Below are 12,636 nucleotides of genomic sequence, written 5' to 3'. Positions count from 1 at the left end.
GGGGAACTTCGGGGACATGGGACGGGACTCCTCGCGGAAGGCGGAAGGCGGAAGGCGAACGACGGAAGGACGGGTTACGGATGTACGAAGACGGGCCGCCGGGGGACGGACGGCGGAACACCCGCTCCGGACCGGCGCAGAGCGCCGGCACAGAGGGCCGGGGCAGCGGCCGAGGCAGAGGGCCGGGCCAGTTGGCCGACCGGTCGGGTCGGCGACGACCGCTCAGGCCCGGTCGATGTGCACGCTCGTGGACTTCACCCGGGCCGTGGCCTGCATGCCGACCTCCAGGCCGAGTTCCTCGACGGCCTCTCTGGTCAGCAGCGAGACGAGACGGTGCGGGCCCGCCTGGATCTCGACCTGCGCGGCCACGTCGCCGAGTTTCACGGCGGTGACGATGCCGGGGAACGCGTTGCGCGCGGAGGTGTACGAGACGTCGTCGTCGCCTCCCCCGCCGTTCTGCGCGACCTCGACGGAGAACGCGGCCAGATCACGGCCGTCGATGAGGCGCCGCCCGGCTTCGTCGCGGTGTGTGGCGACCCGTCCGGCGTCCGCCCAGCGGCGGGCGGTGTCGGGGCTGACCCCGAGCAGACGCGCGGCCTGCCCAATCGTGTAGGACTGCATATGCGACAAGATATGCGCGATCGGCTCGCATTTGTAAAAGTTGAGGCAGTCATCCATCGCAGATGCGTTTCACCGCCACCCGGTCTGGATGAACCTCCAAGACGTGGCACCGGCCGGTCCGGGAGCNNCTGCGTGCGGGCCTTCCCCGCGCGTCGCGTCGCGTCGCCGGGCCTCAGGCGCACGGCGTGCGGGTCCGCCCGGGTACGCGGCCGTACCGCCCCTACGGGGTGCCGGGGCGCCCCTTGGCCTGCTGGATTCCCTCGCCCGAGGCCCTGCGGGCCTCCTCCTTGGTGGCCCTGGCGGCGTCCTGAGCCGTGTCCTTGACGGACTCCGCGGCCTCCTTGACCGGCTCGCGCATCTCCTCCTTGACGCCTTCCGCGGCTTCGCGCACGGTCTCCCTCACCGGCCCCGCCAGCTCCTCGGAGCGCTCCCTGAGCCGCTGCCCGGCGCGCTCCTCCACCTCACTCGCGGGGAACAGACCACCGAGGAGCATCCCCGCTCCGAACGCGACGAGCCCGGCGGCGAGCGGGGTGCCCTGTGTCTGCGACCGGATCGCCTCGGGCGCTTCCCTGACCTGCTGCCCCAGTCGTTCGGGGATCTGTCCGGCCTGGTGTCCGAGCTGTTCTGTGGTACCGCGCATGATGTCATCCGCCCGTGCGGTCGTCCCTGCCGTTCCTGCGGTCACCCGGGCCGTGCCGGCGCCGGCCGTGCCCATGACCCTGTCCTTGACCGTGCCGAGCCGCTGCCGTGCGGCCCTCGTGCGGCGGCGGGCCACCCTCGGGGGGCTCACCTTGTCCGCGAGCCGGTCGGCCGTCCGCGCCAGGTGGGCGCGGGTGGTGTCGGCGTCCTGCCTCAACTCGTCGGGTGTCGGGCCCATTTCGCGTCCTTCTTCAGTGAGTCGACCGCCCTTTCGGGCGTGGGCTGCACGGTCCGCATGCGGGTGCGTCCCATGGCGTGGAGGACCGCGCCGATCACGGCCCATACCGCTGTCACGACGAGCGCGGCCCAGGCGATGTCCATGACGTGCCTGAGCCCGAATACCGCGGCCAGGCTGGCCAGCAGTACCGCGAGCCCCACGGCGTACGCGGCGCCTCCGTACAGGCCTGCCGCCTTGCCCGCCTTCGCCGCCTCTTCCTTCACCTCGGCCTTGGCCAGCTCCACCTCGTCACGGAAGAGCCGCGCGAGGTCACCGGTGAGGTCACCGAGCAACTGGCCGACCGAGGCGTCGTCCCGCGCGTGCACCGGCCCGGGCCGAGCGCCTTCGGTGTGGGGCGCGCTCATTCCTGCCACCCCTGAGCGGTCCTGGGGGGCGGCTGGGTGCCGGGGTACGTCTGCGGCACGGCGCCCGGGGCGGGCGGTGGGTCAGGCGCCGGGAGCACACCGGCTTCCGGCGGCATCTCCCTGGCCGGGGGCAGCGCCGTGTCCGACACGTGTTCGGGCTCCGCGGGCGGGAGCGACGGGGGCGGCTCACGGTCGCCGCCGGCGGATTCCCGCCGCGAGCCCGCGGTGCCGACCCCCCGACCCAGACGTGCGACGGCGACACCGGCGAGTGCCGCGCCGGCCAGGAAGAGCCCCGGCCTGCGCCGGGCGAACTCCCGGACCTCGTCGATCAGGTCGCCGGGCCCCTGCCGGTCGAGCCGGTCGGCCAGCAGGCGGCCCCGGTCCGCCGCCTCGTGCACCATCGCCGCGGCGGGCGAGTCGGGCTTGGCGCCCTCGCTCATGTGCCGCAGGTCGTCCGCCAGGTAGCGGAGGTTCGTCGCGAGCCGCTGCACCTGGCCCTCGGCCTCGCCCGCGGCCCGCTGCTTCAGCTGCTCGTACAGGTCCTTGCCGCGGGCGGTCGCGTCCTGGATCACCTCGCCTGCGCTGTCCCGCGCGGTGCCTGCGACCTCCTGCCCCTGTTCTCGGACTGTCCGTCCCATGTCACGGGCGGAGCGTTCGGGTCCGCCGCTCTGCGTCATGGCTCCTCCTGCGAAGTCGTCGGTGGCTCCCCCGATCGGGCCGCCGGGTACCCGCCCGCCCCGCCGGGACACCGCGCGGGCCACGGTCCACGAGGACGACCAGGCACGATGGCCGAAAGGCCATGTACACCGACAGGGCCACGCACTCCGCACGGCGCCTGTGCGCATACGCCGCCCGAACCGGTCGACTCGCCGTGCATGGCACTCTTCGGCAAGCACGAGCACGACAGCGCACACGCGCACGAACGCGCCCCGCACGCACATGACGGGCCCGGACGCGAGGAGCCGGGACGCGACGAGCCCGGGAAGGCACACCAGGGCGAACAGCAAAGCGAGTCCCGGGACGAACCCGCCCTCGGCACCGGCCCCTCCCCCGAGGTGGAACGCGCCGCCCCGGACGAACCCACCGAGCTGCCCGCCCGCTCCTGGTGGGCGGTCCTGCGGCGGACCGGCAGGGAGTTCCTGGACGACGACCTGCCCGACCGGGCCGCCGCCCTGACGTACTACGGGGTCCTCTCGCTCTTCCCGGCGCTCCTCCTGCTGGTCTCGCTCCTGGGCGTGATCGGGGAGTCGGCGACCCGCGCGGTCCTCGACGACCTCCAGAAGCTGGCGCCGGGGGCGGTGCGCGATCTGCTGGGCGACGCGGTGCGCCAGCTGCGGGACAGCGGCGGCACGAGCGGCGTGATGGCGGTCGTGGGCCTGGTGCTCGCGGTCTGGTCGGCCTCGGGGTACGTGGCGGCGTTCATTCGCGCCTCCAACATCGTCTACGACCTCCCCGAGGGCCGCCCGGTGTGGAAGCTGACGCCGCTGCGGATCGTCCTCACCGTGACCCTGATGGTCCTGCTCGCGGTCAACGCGCTGATCGTGGTCTTCACCGGACCGCTCGCCGAACGCGCGGGCGACGCGATCGGCGCGGGTGACCTGGCGCTCACCGTCTGGTCCATCGCCAAGTGGCCCGTGCTGCTGGTCCTCGTGATCCTGATGATCGCCCTGCTCTTCTGGCGGGCGCCCAACGTCCGCGGCCCCGGCTTCCGCTGGCTGAGTCCGGGCAGCGCGTTGGCGGTCCTGCTGTGGCTGATCGCCTCGGGCGGCTTCGCGGTCTACGTCGCCAATTTCGCCTCGTACAACAAGACGTACGGAACGCTGGCCGGCGTCATCGTCTTCCTGATCTGGCTGTGGCTCTCGAACCTGGCCATCCTGCTCGGCCTGGAGTTCGACGCCGAGCTAGCCCGGCAGCGCGCGATCAGCGGGGGCATGCCGGAAGAGGAGGAGCCGTACGTGGAGCCCCGCGACACGCGCACATGGCCACGGCGGCGGCCCGCGGAGCGGCCCCGTTCGACGGGCCGACACGCATGATCCAAGGGTGAAAAAGGGCCGCCACGGTTTACGTGACGGCCCTCTCGAATACGTTCGCGCAGGTCAGAACGATTCTGCACAAACCCGCTGAGGTGGGGCGGGTGGGACTCGAACCCACGGCCGACGGATTATGAGTCCGCTGCTCTAACCGGCTGAGCTACCGCCCCTAACGGCGCGTCGCGCACATTTGTGCGCGCCGTCTGCCGCAGCATAGCCGCTCATACGATCTCCTGCTTCGGATGGTCGGCATCGCATGACCATGAGGACCGCAGCGCCGGTCACTTGGTTCCACAGGACACGAAAAAGGACCCCTGAGAGGCATCTCAGGGGTCCTTCGTCACAGCTCTCCCGACTGGACTCGAACCAGTAACCTGCCGGTTAACAGCCGGCTGCTCTGCCAATTGAGCTACAGGAGATCGAGCTCCCCCGACTGGACTCGAACCAGTAACCTGCCGGTTAACAGCCGGCTGCTCTGCCAATTGAGCTACAGGGGATCGTCTCGTTGCATCGAACGCACCTACCTGGGAACTCTCCGGGCGGCGGGCGCTCGCTGCGACACATACATTAGCGCAAGCAGGGGGGTGCTCCGCCAATCGGTATCCCTCGGCCGATCGACAGGCGGGTCGGCGGGCAGGCGACAGACGAGTGGCAGGCGTGCGACAGGCGCGCGAAGCCGACGCAAGGAAAGGGTGGCAGCCATGCGGTACCGGCTCACATTCGTGGCGGGACTGGCCCTCGGGTACGTGCTCGGGACCCGGGCCGGACGCGAGCGCTACGAGCAGTTGAAGAAGTCCGCCCGTGAGATCTCGCAGAACCCGGCCGTGCGCAACACGGTGGAGTCCGCGACGCAGCAGGGCCGCGAGGTGGCGGGCAAGGCGTTCCACTCGGTGTCCGAGAAGGTCGGGGACAAGATGCCCGACTCGGTGGCCGGGCGGGTGCGGTCCCTGCGCGAGCGCGGGCAGGGCGGCGGCGAGGACGACTGGGGCACCAGCAACACCTAGGCCCGGGACCAACACCTGGGTCCGGGACCAACACCTGGACCCGGGACCACCACCTGGGTCCGGGACGGAGTACGGCGCCCGGAGCGCGGGGCGGGAACACAGGTACGGGACACGTCTCGCGGTGCGGCAGAATTCCTGGCATGGGGATAGTCGCAGGGTTGGACAGTTCGCCCGATTTCACGCGCATTGTGGTCTGTGACACGGACACCGGCGCCGTACTCAAGCAGGGCTATGCCCCGCATCCGACGGAGAGCACCGAGGGCGGCGGCCGCCCCTCGGACGTGGATCCGCAGGCGTGGCTGCTCTCCCTCGGCGAGGCGGCGGGCGGCGGGCTGCTCGAGGGCGTCCAGGCCATCGGCGTCTCGGCCCAACAAAACGCCCTCGTACCGCTCGACCAGCACGGCAACACCGTGCGGCCCGCGCTCGTCGGCAACGACCGGCGGGCGCAGGTCGCCGCCGTCGACCTGATCGACGGGCTCGGCAGTCGCGAGGCATGGGCGCAGGCCGTGGGCTGTGTGCCGCAGGCCGCGCACCCGGTGACGAAGCTGCGCTGGCTGGCGAAGACGGAGCCGGAGTCGGCGCGGCGCGTGGCCGCCCTCATGCAGGCGCCGGACTGGCTGGTGTGGCAGTTGCTCGGCCGGCCCGCGCGGCGCACGACCGACCGCGGCGGCGCCTCCGGCACCGGTTACTGGTCGGCGGCGACGGCGACGTACCGCCCCGATCTCGTCGAACTGGCCCTGGGGCACCAGGCGATGCTGCCCGAGGTGATCGGCCCGGCCGAGGCCGCGGGGACGACGCCGGAGGGGCTGCTGATCTCGGCGGGCACCGGCGAGACGATGGCGGCGGCCTTCGGGCTCGGGGTGCAGCAGGGCGACGCCGTGGTGTCGCTCGGCGCGTCGGGGTCGGTGATGGCCGTGCACCACGAGGCGCTGGCGGACGCCGGCGGGATGATCACCTCGCTCGCGGACGCCACCGGCATGCATCTGCCGGTCGTGCACACGCTGAACGCCGTGCGGGTGCTGCGCGGCACCGCGGAGATGCTCGGGGTCGCGGACCTGGACGAGCTGTCCGCGCTGGCCATGAAGTCGACGCCGGGCGCGCACGGCCTGGTGCTGCTGCCGTACCTGGAGGGCGAGAAGACGCCGAGCCTGCCGCACGCGGCGGGGACGCTGACGGGGCTGCGGCGCGAGTCGATGCGGCCGGAGCATCTGGCGCGGGCCGCGTTCGAGGGCATGCTGTGCGGGCTCGGGGACGCGCTCGACGTGCTGCGCGGGCGCGGGGTCGAGGTGCGGCGGGTGTTCCTGCTGGGGGCCGCCGCCGAGCTGCCCGCGGTGCAGGCCGCGGCGCCGATGCTGTTCGGTACGCAGGTCGTGGTGCCGCAGCCCGCGGACTACGCCGCGATCGGTGCCGCGCGGCAGGCGGCGTGGGCGCTGACGGGTCAGCTGCCGTTCTGGCAGGGGGCCGCCGCGCAGGTCTTCGAGCCGGGTGAGGAGCACGCGGTGGGGCAGGCGGTGCGCCAGCAGTACGCGACGGTGCGGGAGCAGGCGCATCCCGGGGCGTTCACCGCCTGACCCTTCGGGTGGGCCCGCTTGATCCTTAAAGCCGGCCCACTTCTTTACCCGGGCTGAAATTTGACCGGGTCATGGGTTAATCGGTTGCACGCCCCTGGGGCGGGTGTCGGAGTATGGGGGGCGACCTCGCCCGACTGCCGACACCCGACTCCTCGAGAGACCCGAGCGTGCTCATACGACTCCTGCGGACACACCTGCGTCCGTACAAGAAACCCATCGTCTTGCTGGTGCTCCTGCAGTTCCTGCAGACCTGCGCCTCGCTCTATCTGCCCACCCTGAACGCCGACATCATTGACAACGGTGTCGTCAAGGGAGACACCGGCTACATCCTCACGTTCGGCGGCATCATGATCGCCGTCACGATCGCGCAGATGCTCTGCAACATCGGTGCCGTCTTCTTCGGCGCGCGGACCGCCTCCGCCCTCGGGCGCGACGTGCGGGCCGCCGTCTTCGACCGTGTGCAGTCCTTCTCCGCGCGCGAGGTGGGCCAGTTCGGCGCGCCCTCGCTGATCACGCGGACCACCAACGACGTCCAGCAGGTGCAGATGCTGGTCCTGATGTCGTTCACCCTGATGGTCTCCGCGCCCATCATGTGCGTCGGCGGCATCGTGATGGCCCTCGGCCAGGACGTGCCGCTCTCCGGTGTCCTCGTCGCCGTCGTGCCCGTGCTCGGCATCAGCGTGAGCCTGATCGTGCGGCGCCTGCGCCCGCTGTTCCGCAGCATGCAGGAGCGGCTCGACACCGTGAACCGCGTGCTGCGCGAGCAGATCACCGGCAACCGCGTCATCCGTGCCTTCGTCCGCGACAGCTACGAGAAGGACCGGTTCCGCAAGTCCAACGCGGACCTGACCGAGGTCTCCCTCGGCACCGGCAAGCTGCTCGCGCTGATGTTCCCGATCGTGATGACGGTCGTGAACGTCTCCTCGATCGCGGTGGTGTGGTTCGGCGCGCACCGCATCGACAGCGGCGGCATGCAGATCGGCGCGCTCACCGCGTTCCTCGCGTATCTGATGCAGATCGTGATGTCCGTGATGATGGCCACCTTCATGTTCATGCAGGTGCCGCGCGCGGAGGTCTGTGCCGAGCGCATCGAGGAGGTCCTGGACACCGCGTCCAGCGTGGTGCCCCCGGCCGACCCGGTGCGCGAGCTGCGCAGCCACGGCCACCTGGAGATCCGCTCCGTGGGCTTCCGCTACCCCGGTGCCGAGGAGCCCGTCCTCAGGTCCATCGACCTGGTCGCGCGGCCCGGCGAGACGACCGCCGTGATCGGGTCGACCGGCAGCGGCAAGTCGACGCTGCTGAGCCTCGTACCGCGGCTGATCGACGCGACCGAGGGGCAGGTCCTGGTCGGTGGCGTGGACGTGGGCACCGTGGAACCCGCGCTGCTGGCGCGGACGGTGAGCCTCGTGCCGCAGAAGCCGTATCTGTTCGCGGGGACCGTGGCGAGCAATCTGCGCTACGGGAACCCGGACGCCACCGACGAGGAGCTGTGGCACGCCCTGGAGGTCGCCCAGGCCAAGGAGTTCGTCTCCGGTCTGGAGGAGGGTCTCGACGCGCCGATCTCGCAGGGCGGCACGAACGTCTCCGGCGGCCAGCGCCAGCGCCTGTCCATCGCGCGCACGCTCGTGCAGCGCCCGGAGATCTACCTCTTCGACGACTCGTTCTCCGCGCTCGACTACGCCACCGACGCGGCGCTGCGGGCGGCGCTGAACCGGGAGACCGCGGAGGCGACCGTCGTCATCGTCGCCCAGCGCGTCGCCACCATCCGCGAGGCCGACCGCATCATCGTCCTCGACGAGGGCCGGGTCGTGGGCACGGGCCGCCATCACGAGCTGATGGAGGGCAACGAGACCTACCGGGAGATCGTGCTCTCCCAGCTGACGGAAGCGGAGGCCGCGTAATGGCTGGTCCTGGCGGCCCGATGATGGGCCCCGACTCCCGGTCGATGGACTTCAAGGGCTCCGGCAAGCGCCTCCTCGCGCAGTTCAAGCCGGAGCGCACCACGATGTACGCGATGTTCGCGACGGTGGTCGTGAGCGTCGCGCTCACCGTGCTCGGCCCGAAGATCCTGGGCCGCGCGACCGACCTGCTCTTCGCGGGCATCGTCGGCCGTGACATGCCCGACGGCATCACGAAGGAACAGGCCATCGAGGGCCTGCGCGCCAAGGGCGACAGCGGCATGGCCGACATGCTCTCCGGCGTCGACTTCACGCCGGGCCAGGGCATCGACTTCGGTGCGGTGGGCGAGGTCCTGCTGCTCGCGCTCGGCACGTTCCTCGCGGCGGGTCTGCTGATGGCCGTGGCGACGCGGCTGTCGAACCGCGCCATCAACAAGACGGTGTTCCGGATGCGCGGCGACGTGCAGCAGAAGCTGTCGCGGCTTCCGCTGTCGTACTTCGACAAGCGCCAGCGCGGCGAGGTCCTCAGCCGCGCGACGAACGACATCGACAACATCAACCAGACGCTCCAGCAGACGATGGGACAGCTCGTCAACTCGCTGCTGACGGTGATCGGTGTCCTGGTGATGATGTTCTGGGTGTCGCCGCTGCTGGCGCTGGTCGCGCTGATCACGGTGCCGCTGTCGTTCTTCGTGGCGACGAAGGTCGGCAAGCGCTCGCAGCCGCAGTTCGTGCAGCAGTGGCGGACGACGGGCGAACTCAACGCCCACATCGAGGAGATGTACACCGGGCACACCCTGGTGAAGGTGTTCGGCCGGCAGGAGCAGTCGGCCAAGACGTTCGCCGAGCAGAACGAGCAGCTGTACGAGGCCGGGTTCAAGGCGCAGTTCAACAGCGGGGTCATGCAGCCGCTGATGTTCTTCATCTCGAACCTGAACTATGTGCTCGTGGCCGTGGTGGGTGGCCTCCGGGTGGCGTCCGGTTCGCTGTCCATCGGTGACGTGCAGGCCTTCATCCAGTACTCGCGGCAGTTCTCGATGCCGCTGACGCAGGTCGCCTCGATGGCGAACCTCGTGCAGTCCGGTGTCGCGTCCGCGGAGCGGATCTTCGAGATCCTCGACGCGGAGGAGCAGGAGGCCGACCCGGTGCCGGGCGAGCGCCCCGACCACCTGAGCGGGCGGGTCGAGATGGAGCACGTGTCGTTCCGCTACGACCCGGACAAGCCGCTCATCGAGGACCTGTCGCTGGTGGTGGAGCCGGGCCACACGGTCGCCATCGTCGGCCCGACGGGCGCCGGCAAGACGACGCTCGTCAATCTCCTCATGCGGTTCTACGAGGTGACGGGCGGGCGCATCACGCTGGACGGGGTCGACGTCGCGAAGATGTCGCGGGACGAGTTGCGGTCCGGGATCGGCATGGTCCTCCAGGACACCTGGCTGTTCGGCGGCACCATCGCGGAGAACATCGCGTACGGCGCCGCGAAGGACGTCAGCCGCGAGGACATCGAGGAGGCCGCGCGGGCCGCGCACGCGGACCGGTTCATCCGGACGCTGCCCGAGGGCTACGACACGGTGATCGACGACGACGGCACGGGGGTGAGCGCGGGCGAGAAGCAGCTCATCACCATCGCGCGGGCGTTCCTGTCCGACCCGGTGATCCTGGTGCTCGACGAGGCGACCAGCTCGGTCGACACCCGTACCGAGGTGCTCATCCAGAAGGCGATGGCGCGCCTCGCGCACGGGCGCACGTCGTTCGTCATCGCGCACCGGCTCTCCACGATCCGTGACGCGGACACGATTCTCGTCATGGAGAACGGGTCCATCGTGGAGCAGGGCACGCACGACGCCCTGCTGGCGGCCGAGGGTGCGTACGCGCGCCTGTACGCCGCGCAGTTCGCGGAGGCCGTGGCCGAGGTCAACTGACGCGGCCGTGGCCGGGGTCGATCAGCCGCCGCGGCCTGGTTCGACCGGCCGCCGTGGCTCGGGGCGCGCCTCCTTCGGGGGCGCGCCCTGCTCAGTCCAGGTAGCCCCGCAGCTGGTCGGCGAAGGCGTGGTCCCTGAGCTTGTTGAGCGTCTTGGACTCGATCTGGCGGATGCGTTCGCGGGTCACGCCGAAGATCCGGCCTATCTCCTCCAGGGTGCGGGGCCTGCCGTCGGCGAGGCCGTAGCGCAGCTGGACGACCTTGCGTTCGCGTTCGCCGAGCGTGGAGAGGACCGCCTCCAGGTGTTCGCGCAGCAGCAGGAACGCCGCGGACTCCACGGGTGAGGTGGCGTCGCCGTCCTCGATGAGGTCGCCGAGCGCGACGTCGTCCTCCTCGCCGACAGGTGCGTGCAGCGAGACGGGCTCCTGGGCCAGGCGCAGCACTTCGCTGACGCGCTCGTGGGGCAGGTCCAGGTGGGCGGCGACCTCTTCGGGCGTGGGCTCGTACCCGCGCTCCTGGAGCATGCGGCGCTGGACGCGTACGACGCGGTTGATGAGCTCGACGACGTGGACGGGCACGCGGATGGTGCGGGCCTGGTCGGCGAGGGCCCGTGACATGGCCTGGCGGATCCACCACGTCGCGTAGGTGGAGAACTTGTAGCCGCGGGCGTAGTCGAACTTCTCGACCGCCCTGATCAGGCCGAGGTTCCCCTCCTGGACGAGGTCGAGCATGGTCAGTCCGCGGCCCACGTAGCGCTTGGCGACGGAGACGACCAGGCGGAGGTTGGCCTCGATGAGGCGGCGCTTGGCCATTCGGCCCATGACGACGAGTTTGTCGAGGTCCAGGGCGAGTTGGGAGTCGAGGTCGGGGGTGCCCGCCAGCTTCTCCTCGGCGAACAGTCCGGCCTCGACGGCACGGGCGAGCTCCACCTCCTCCGCGGCGGTGAGCAGGGGTATCCGCCCGATCTCGCGCAGGTACTGGCGGAACAGGTCGGAGGAGGGGCCGCCGGTCTCGGTGCGGCTGCGCGGGGTGGGCAGGTCGAGCGTCTCCGGCTCCAGGGCCTCGGGCGCCCCGGTGGTCTCGGGGGTGTCGGTGGCCTCGGGGCCTTCCTGTGCCGGCTGCGTCGGCTGTGCCGTGTGGGCTTCCTGCGTCGGCTGGGCCTCGGGTGCGCCCTGCGCCTCCGGGTGCCGGGAGGCACGGCTCTGCGGTGGGACCGCCTCCAGGACGTCCGCATCCGCAGCCGCGTGCGCGGCGGTGTCGGTCTGGGTGAGGGTCTGGGTCTGCACGGGGGCGACCTCCAGGGTGATCGCTGCTGAGGCGTGCGGCAACGGGAGAGAGACGGCGGCCTCGCCGCTGTCCGTCCCGAACACGATGTGTGGAACCGCGGGGGTGTCGGACCCGCTGTCTGCGGGCCGGCCGCGCTCCGAGGACTCAGGCACCGGAACCCAGTGTGGGGTACGACACACGGCCGCCACGAGGGGCGTGCGGTGACTTTTTGAGTCCGTTCCGTAACTGCCTGGTTACCCGCCGGGTAACCCTTGGCCTCGGAATGAATCCTGGTGCGGCCCCGGCAGTTGCCTCAGAGGGGCGTCCGCGGGTGCCTCAGAGGGCGTCCGCGCCGCGCTCGCGCAGCGCCTGGCCGTACTGCTGGAGGATCCACAACTCGTTCTGCACGGCGGCCAGATGCTGGGGGTCGCCGCCCGCGCCGAGGCGGGCGAGGCTGCCCTGGACGTCGCGGATGCGGCGGTCCACGGCACGCAGCCTGACCTGCACGAGCTGGATGCCCGCGTACACCTCGTCGACCGTCTTGCGCAGGATCGCCTCGACGGCGAGCTCGGTGACCATCGAGCGCACGGCGTCGTCGGGCGCGGCGTCGCGGACGCGGACCAGGTACTCCTGGGGCTCCTGGGAGCCGAGCTCGGCGCCGCCCGCCTCCTCGATGGCCCGGCGCACCGCGGCGTAGGGCGGGGCGGTGAACTCGTCGACGCCGTACGCGTCGAAGGCCGGGGAGACCAGGTCTGGGCGCTGCAGGGCCAGCTTGAGCAGCTCGCGCTCGGTGCGGTGGGCGGGGCTGCGCAGGGTCAGGGCGGGGCCGCTGAAGCCCGGCGGGGCGCTCTCGTAGGCGGCGGCGGGGCGCTGGGCGGCCGGGGCGGGGCCCTTGCCGCCGCGCTCGCGGGCCCAGCGGGCGAGCTGGGCGACGCGCTTGACGACGAACTGGGTGTCGAGGATGCCGAGCATGCCGGCGAGCTGCACGGCGACCTCGTGCTGCGCGCCGCTGTTCTTGATGCGGGCGACGACGGGCGCGGCCTG

At 71.3% G+C, this 12,636-nt stretch carries 10 protein-coding genes, 3 tRNA genes and 1 pseudogene; 5 read left to right on the top strand and 9 right to left on the bottom strand.

The genetic code is table 11. The features are described from left to right. Positions 1-222: 222 nt before the first annotated feature. The 4 genes from AOK22_RS10765 to AOK22_RS10750 form a co-directional block, all read right to left on the bottom strand. A complete protein-coding gene (locus AOK22_RS10765; RefSeq protein WP_055698368.1) occupies positions 223-621 on the bottom strand; it encodes a TOBE domain-containing protein in 399 nt (132 codons plus the stop codon). 220 nt (positions 622-841) lie between these two features. After that, positions 842-1,498, bottom strand: a complete 657-nt coding sequence (locus AOK22_RS10760; protein ID WP_055698367.1) for a DUF3618 domain-containing protein — start codon at positions 1,496-1,498, stop codon at positions 842-844. After that, on the bottom strand, positions 1,474-1,902 hold the full coding sequence (locus AOK22_RS10755; protein WP_055698366.1) for a phage holin family protein: 429 nt from the start codon (positions 1,900-1,902) through the stop codon (positions 1,474-1,476). Before AOK22_RS10755 ends, AOK22_RS10760 begins: the two co-directional genes overlap by 25 nt. After that, entirely contained in the window at positions 1,899-2,540 is a 642-nt protein-coding gene (locus AOK22_RS10750; protein WP_157872212.1) for a hypothetical protein, read from the bottom strand. Before AOK22_RS10750 ends, AOK22_RS10755 begins: the two co-directional genes overlap by 4 nt. A gap of 237 nt (positions 2,541-2,777) precedes the next feature. Between AOK22_RS10750 and AOK22_RS10745 the strand changes: the two genes are divergently transcribed. Continuing rightward, complete coding sequence (locus AOK22_RS10745) at positions 2,778-3,935, top strand: YihY/virulence factor BrkB family protein (protein ID WP_055698364.1); 1,158 nt, start codon at positions 2,778-2,780, stop codon at positions 3,933-3,935. Positions 3,936-4,028: 93 nt separating this feature from the next. Here AOK22_RS10745 and AOK22_RS10740 read toward each other — a convergent pair. From AOK22_RS10740 to AOK22_RS10730, 3 genes are all read right to left on the bottom strand, one after another. Continuing rightward, positions 4,029-4,102: transfer RNA gene (locus AOK22_RS10740), tRNA-Ile, on the bottom strand. A 176-nt stretch (positions 4,103-4,278) separates the two neighbouring features. Then, a tRNA-Asn gene (locus AOK22_RS10735) sits at positions 4,279-4,351 on the bottom strand. Positions 4,352-4,356: 5 nt separating this feature from the next. Further along, a tRNA-Asn gene (locus AOK22_RS10730) sits at positions 4,357-4,429 on the bottom strand. Between the two features lie 204 nt (positions 4,430-4,633). On the opposite strand from AOK22_RS10730, the gene AOK22_RS10725 reads away from it, so the two are divergent. The 4 genes from AOK22_RS10725 to AOK22_RS10710 all read left to right on the top strand — a co-directional run bounded on the left by AOK22_RS10725 (position 4,634) and on the right by AOK22_RS10710 (position 10,327). Next, positions 4,634-4,936, top strand: a complete 303-nt coding sequence (locus tag AOK22_RS10725; RefSeq protein ID WP_055698363.1) for a YtxH domain-containing protein — start codon at positions 4,634-4,636, stop codon at positions 4,934-4,936. A gap of 140 nt (positions 4,937-5,076) precedes the next feature. Further along, on the top strand, positions 5,077-6,507 hold the full coding sequence (locus AOK22_RS10720; RefSeq protein ID WP_055698362.1) for a xylulokinase: 1,431 nt from the start codon (positions 5,077-5,079) through the stop codon (positions 6,505-6,507). Positions 6,508-6,674: 167 nt separating this feature from the next. Next, positions 6,675-8,408: an ABC transporter ATP-binding protein gene (locus AOK22_RS10715; RefSeq protein WP_055698361.1), complete on the top strand. Its 1,734-nt coding sequence runs from the start codon at positions 6,675-6,677 to the stop codon at positions 8,406-8,408. Next, complete coding sequence (locus tag AOK22_RS10710; RefSeq protein WP_055698360.1) at positions 8,408-10,327, top strand: ABC transporter ATP-binding protein; 1,920 nt, start codon at positions 8,408-8,410, stop codon at positions 10,325-10,327. Before AOK22_RS10715 ends, AOK22_RS10710 begins: the two co-directional genes overlap by 1 nt. A 91-nt stretch (positions 10,328-10,418) precedes the next feature. Here AOK22_RS10710 and AOK22_RS10705 read toward each other — a convergent pair whose 3' ends face one another. Together AOK22_RS10705 and AOK22_RS10700 are read right to left on the bottom strand one after the other, a co-directional pair. Next, on the bottom strand, positions 10,419-11,765 hold the full coding sequence (locus AOK22_RS10705) for an RNA polymerase sigma factor (RefSeq protein ID WP_055698359.1): 1,347 nt from the start codon (positions 11,763-11,765) through the stop codon (positions 10,419-10,421). 163 nt (positions 11,766-11,928) lie between these two features. Beyond that, positions 11,929-12,636 (bottom strand): annotated as a pseudogene (locus AOK22_RS10700) (DNA primase); the annotation flags it as partial.

The sequence above is a fragment of the Streptomyces silaceus genome (genome assembly GCF_001419745.1).
GTDB lineage: Bacteria > Actinomycetota > Actinomycetes > Streptomycetales > Streptomycetaceae > Streptomyces > Streptomyces silaceus.
This window is presented reverse-complemented; position numbering and strand designations above follow the sequence as displayed.

What these genes read in the sequence shown, in the direction of transcription:
- AOK22_RS10765 (WP_055698368.1), bottom strand. Translation starts at nt 621, where the DNA reads ATGCAGTCCTACACGATTGGGCAGGCCGCGCGTCTGCTCGGGGTCAGC.
- AOK22_RS10760 (WP_055698367.1), bottom strand. Translation starts at nt 1,498, where the DNA reads ATGGGCCCGACACCCGACGAGTTGAGGCAGGACGCCGACACCACCCGC.
- AOK22_RS10755 (WP_055698366.1), bottom strand. Translation starts at nt 1,902, where the DNA reads ATGAGCGCGCCCCACACCGAAGGCGCTCGGCCCGGGCCGGTGCACGCG.
- AOK22_RS10750 (WP_157872212.1), bottom strand. Translation starts at nt 2,540, where the DNA reads ATGGGACGGACAGTCCGAGAACAGGGGCAGGAGGTCGCAGGCACCGCG.
- AOK22_RS10745 (WP_055698364.1), top strand. Translation starts at nt 2,778, where the DNA reads ATGGCACTCTTCGGCAAGCACGAGCACGACAGCGCACACGCGCACGAA.
- AOK22_RS10725 (WP_055698363.1), top strand. Translation starts at nt 4,634, where the DNA reads ATGCGGTACCGGCTCACATTCGTGGCGGGACTGGCCCTCGGGTACGTG.
- AOK22_RS10720 (WP_055698362.1), top strand. Translation starts at nt 5,077, where the DNA reads ATGGGGATAGTCGCAGGGTTGGACAGTTCGCCCGATTTCACGCGCATT.
- AOK22_RS10710 (WP_055698360.1), top strand. Translation starts at nt 8,408, where the DNA reads ATGGCTGGTCCTGGCGGCCCGATGATGGGCCCCGACTCCCGGTCGATG.